Below are 3,983 nucleotides of genomic sequence, written 5' to 3' on the forward strand. Positions count from 1 at the left end.
GGGCAGGCATCAACGAAACCGCCAAGCCCGGCAAAACCGAAGTGGCGCGGATTGAACGCCGGCTCATGCAGGGCAAGCCAGAGACCGACCTTTGCCAGAGGTGACCAGCCGTCCTCCTCGATGCTGGCAGACACGGCCTCTTCGATCATCGCCAGCATCTGCCGCGCAACATGGGCGGAGAGATCTGTTTGCCTGCCCGCGGTTTGTGTTGCGTCTGCTGTTGTGGCGGAGAGCCACCGCATCTCACTGGATGGCCGCAGCCTGTCGAAACGGGTAAAGCTGCTGCAGGCGGCAATGAAGGAAGACGGTGTCTGCCGGTCACCAAATCCGTGCACGGCGATCCCCTCTTCGCGGATGCGTACCGCCAGCCGGGTAAAGTCGCCATCCCTCGAGACGATGCAGAAACCGTCAAGGCGGTTCCGGTGCAACAAATCCATCGCATCGATGATCATGGCGCCATCGGTGGCGTTCTTTCCCGGACAATTTGCAAACTGCTGCACCGGCCGGATCGCATGATCGCCAGGCCGGCTTTTCCAGCCCCTCATGGTTGCCTGTGTCCAGTCACCATAGATGCGCCGGACAGTGGCATCGCCGAGCGTCGCGATCACAACGAACAGCCGGTCGACGATTTCCGGCGAGACATTGTCACCATCGATCAGCACAGCCAGCCTCGGGCTTTCCCGGTCTGTCCCGGTGCCGTTGTTTTGCCGGGCACCCCTTGTCCCTGACCGTCGTTTCGTTTCCCCGAACCTGATCGCATCCATCACCATCTCCATTGCTCCCGGTGTCACAGGGCCGATGGTAGCGGGGATCAGTTTGCAGCGCATTCTGGTGAATTCACCATAGAGCCAGCCATCCCCCGTCCCGCTAGACTGAATTCGACAAGGGCGCACTTACGAGTTGGCGCCCTGGCGACAGGCAAGACATCGAAGGGCTGACGTCCGGTTGTTTCCGCTCACCCGCGGGCGGGATCGGGGCGGAAACAGGTGTTCTGCCGGCGCGTTTTATCGGGAGACCGGCATGGCGATCTATCATTGCAGTGTAAAACCGGTCGGCCGCAGCGCCGGCAAAAGTGCCGTCGCCGCCATCGCCTATCGCACCGCCAGCAAAATCCTCAACCAGCGTGACGGCATTACCCATGATTTTACCGCAAAGACCGGTGTCGTCCACACGGAGATCATTCTTCCCGATGGTCTCGATGCCCCGTGGGCGCTTGACCGGTCAGGCTTGTGGAATGCCGCCGAGTTTGCCGAACGGCGCTGCGATGCCCGTGTCGCCCGCGAGTTCGAGATCGCGCTTCCGCATGAGCTGACCGATAGCGAACAACTGTCCCTCACACGGACCTTTGCCATTGATCTCGCCAATCGTTTTGGCGCTGCCGTCGACTTCGCCATTCATGTGCCGCAGGGTAAAAGCGACGGGCGCAACATCCATGCCCATGTCGTCATGACCACCCGGGTGATCACGGCTGACGGCCTTGGAGAAAAGACCCTGATCGAGCGCGAGAACGCATGGCTGATCAACCGTGGCCTGCCGAGCGCACAGATGCAGGTCAAACAGGTGCGCGAGGCCTTTGCCGGTCTCGTCAACCGTCATCTGCTGCGTGCCGGTCTTGATCGCCGTGTCGATCACCGATCGCATCTCTCCCGCCGCCTTGCCATCGAACCGACCGGCCATATGGGCGTGCATGCCGCGCAGATGAAGGAGCGTGGTGTCGATGTCTCCCGCTGCCGCATCGATGACGACGCGGCCCGGCGAAACGCCGAGCTGATCCGCCGTCGTCCCGAACAGGTGCTTGCCCTCATCACATCAGGCCAGAGCGTCTTTACCCGTCACGATATCGCCGGAACGCTCGGCCGCTACATCACCGGTACGGATGCCTTCCACGCCGCCCTTGCCGCCGTCATGGCCTCGCCGCAACTCGTCCTTCTGCAGCAGGAGCAGCAACACCGGCCGGCCCGCTATTCCACCCGCGAGATGATCGAACTCGAACGGCTGATGGCAAGAAGTGCGATCAGGATGGCGGAGCGATCGGCGCATGCCGTGAGAAGGGCGACGGCCAGAAATGCAATCACCCGGCAAAACGAAGACCTCACAGGACGCGGCCTCGGTGACGAGCAGCTGCGCGCCGTGTTGCATGTCACCGGACCCGAACAGATTGCAGCCGTGACCGGCTTTGCCGGTGCCGGCAAGTCGACCATGCTTGCGGCCGCACGGCGGGCATGGGAAGCGGACGGTTATCGTGTGCATGGCGCTGCCCTTGCCGGCAAGGCGGCGGAGGAATTGTCCGCATCGTCAGGCATTGCCTCACGCACACTGGCCTCCTGGGAGCTCGGCTGGGAGAATGGCAGATCGATCCTCGGCCACAGGGATATTCTGGTCATCGACGAGGCCGGCATGATCGGCAGCCGGCAGCTTTGCCGTTTCGTGCAGCAGGTCGAGGCACGTGGCGCCAAGCTGGTGCTGGTCGGTGATCACGAGCAGTTGCAGGCGATCGGTGCGGGCTCGCCCTTCCGCGCCATTGTCGAGCGGACCGGCGCCATCGAACTGACAGAAATCCGTCGCCAGAAAGAGGACTGGCAACGACAGGCCTCGATCGCCCTTGCCACCCGCCGCACCCCTGAAGCACTGGCACAGTATGACCGGCAGAATGCCATCCGCTTTGCCGATGACCGACAACAGGCATGCGCGGACCTCGTGCGTGATTATCTCGCCGACCGGCGCGACAATCCGCACCACTCCCGCATTGCCCTTGCCCATCGCCGTGTCGATGTCCGCGCCATCAATGACGCCATCCGGCAAGGTCTGCAGGCTGAGGGTGTTCTGGCAAAGGGAAGCGGAAACGACGCCGCGAATGACGCCGGGCAAACTGATGGCGAGATCGTCTTTCAGACCGTCAACGGCAAACGTGCCTTTGCCGCCGGTGACCGTATCGTCCTGCTGCAGAACGATCGCGGGCTCGGGGTCAAAAACGGCATGCTCGGGACAGTGGACGCCGTCGAACCGGACGCACTACAGTTGCGGCTCGACGGCGGTACAGGCGGACCGAAAAACGGCCGCAGCATCACTATCCGCCCGAAACATTACCAATTCTTTGATCACGGTTACGCCACCACCATTCACAAGGCACAAGGGGCAACCGTCGACCGGTCCTTCGTTATGGCGTCCGCCACCATGGACCGGCACCTGACCTATGTCGCCATGACCCGTCATCGTCTTCAGGCAACGCTTTATGCCGGTCGTGACGCGTTCAGGGACATGCACGCGCTCTCCGCCGGCATGAGCCGTTCGGGGCTCAAGCAAACCACGCTCGATTATACCGGTACCTTTGCCGAACGCCGCGGGCTGAAAGAGCAAAAGGGTGACGATATCCGGCGGCAGCAGGCGACAAGACAACCCGCCCTGCAGCAGACGGTGGAAGCACGGCGGCAGCGGCAGCAACAGGCACCGGACACTGACGGGCTGGTGCCGGGCGAGTTGCGCCATCACCATCACCATCACCATCAGCCGCCCGCCGTCCGGGCACCGCTCATTGCCGCCATTACCCGTTACGACAGGACGGTCGAAGAGATCGCCCGTGAGAAAGCGCTTCCGCATCTGGAAGAGAGGATCGACAGCCTGCGCCCCGTTGCCCGCCAGGTCTATCACGATGCCTTCAGCGCCTGCGAAGCCATCAGGCCATGGATCCTCGACCCCGACACCGATCCTGCCACGCTCGAAAGGGCAATCCGGGCGTGTCCCGACCAGTTCGGGACGCTGCGCGGCAAGTCGGGTCTTTTTGGCAACAACAGGGAAAGGAAAGAGGCCCTGTATTATGCCGGGTCGGTCGCACGGCTTGTCAGGAGCGCGGCGCAAGACTGGAGACGGCATCTGGAGCGCGAACGCAAATCGGAAACATGGGACCGCAAGAGGTGCGATGTCGTCGAGGTCCCTGCCCTCACACCGCGCAGCGAGGAGATCCTCACTCACCTTGACGCCCTGCC

Annotated in this window: 2 protein-coding genes; one reads left to right on the plus strand and one right to left on the minus strand. The window is 62.6% G+C overall.

Annotated features, from left to right (window positions below; all coding sequences use genetic code 11):
• On the minus strand, positions 1-764 hold a 764-nt coding region (locus ACQZ5K_RS26835; protein ID WP_448742058.1), incomplete at its 3' end, for an NYN domain-containing protein.
• Between the two features lie 256 nt (positions 765-1,020).
• Between ACQZ5K_RS26835 and traA the strand changes: the two genes are divergently transcribed.
• Positions 1,021-3,983: Ti-type conjugative transfer relaxase TraA (gene traA, locus ACQZ5K_RS26840; protein WP_448742059.1), on the plus strand; the 2,963-nt coding region annotated here is incomplete at its 3' end.

It is taken from the genome of Agrobacterium sp. 22-226-1, assembly GCF_053522345.1.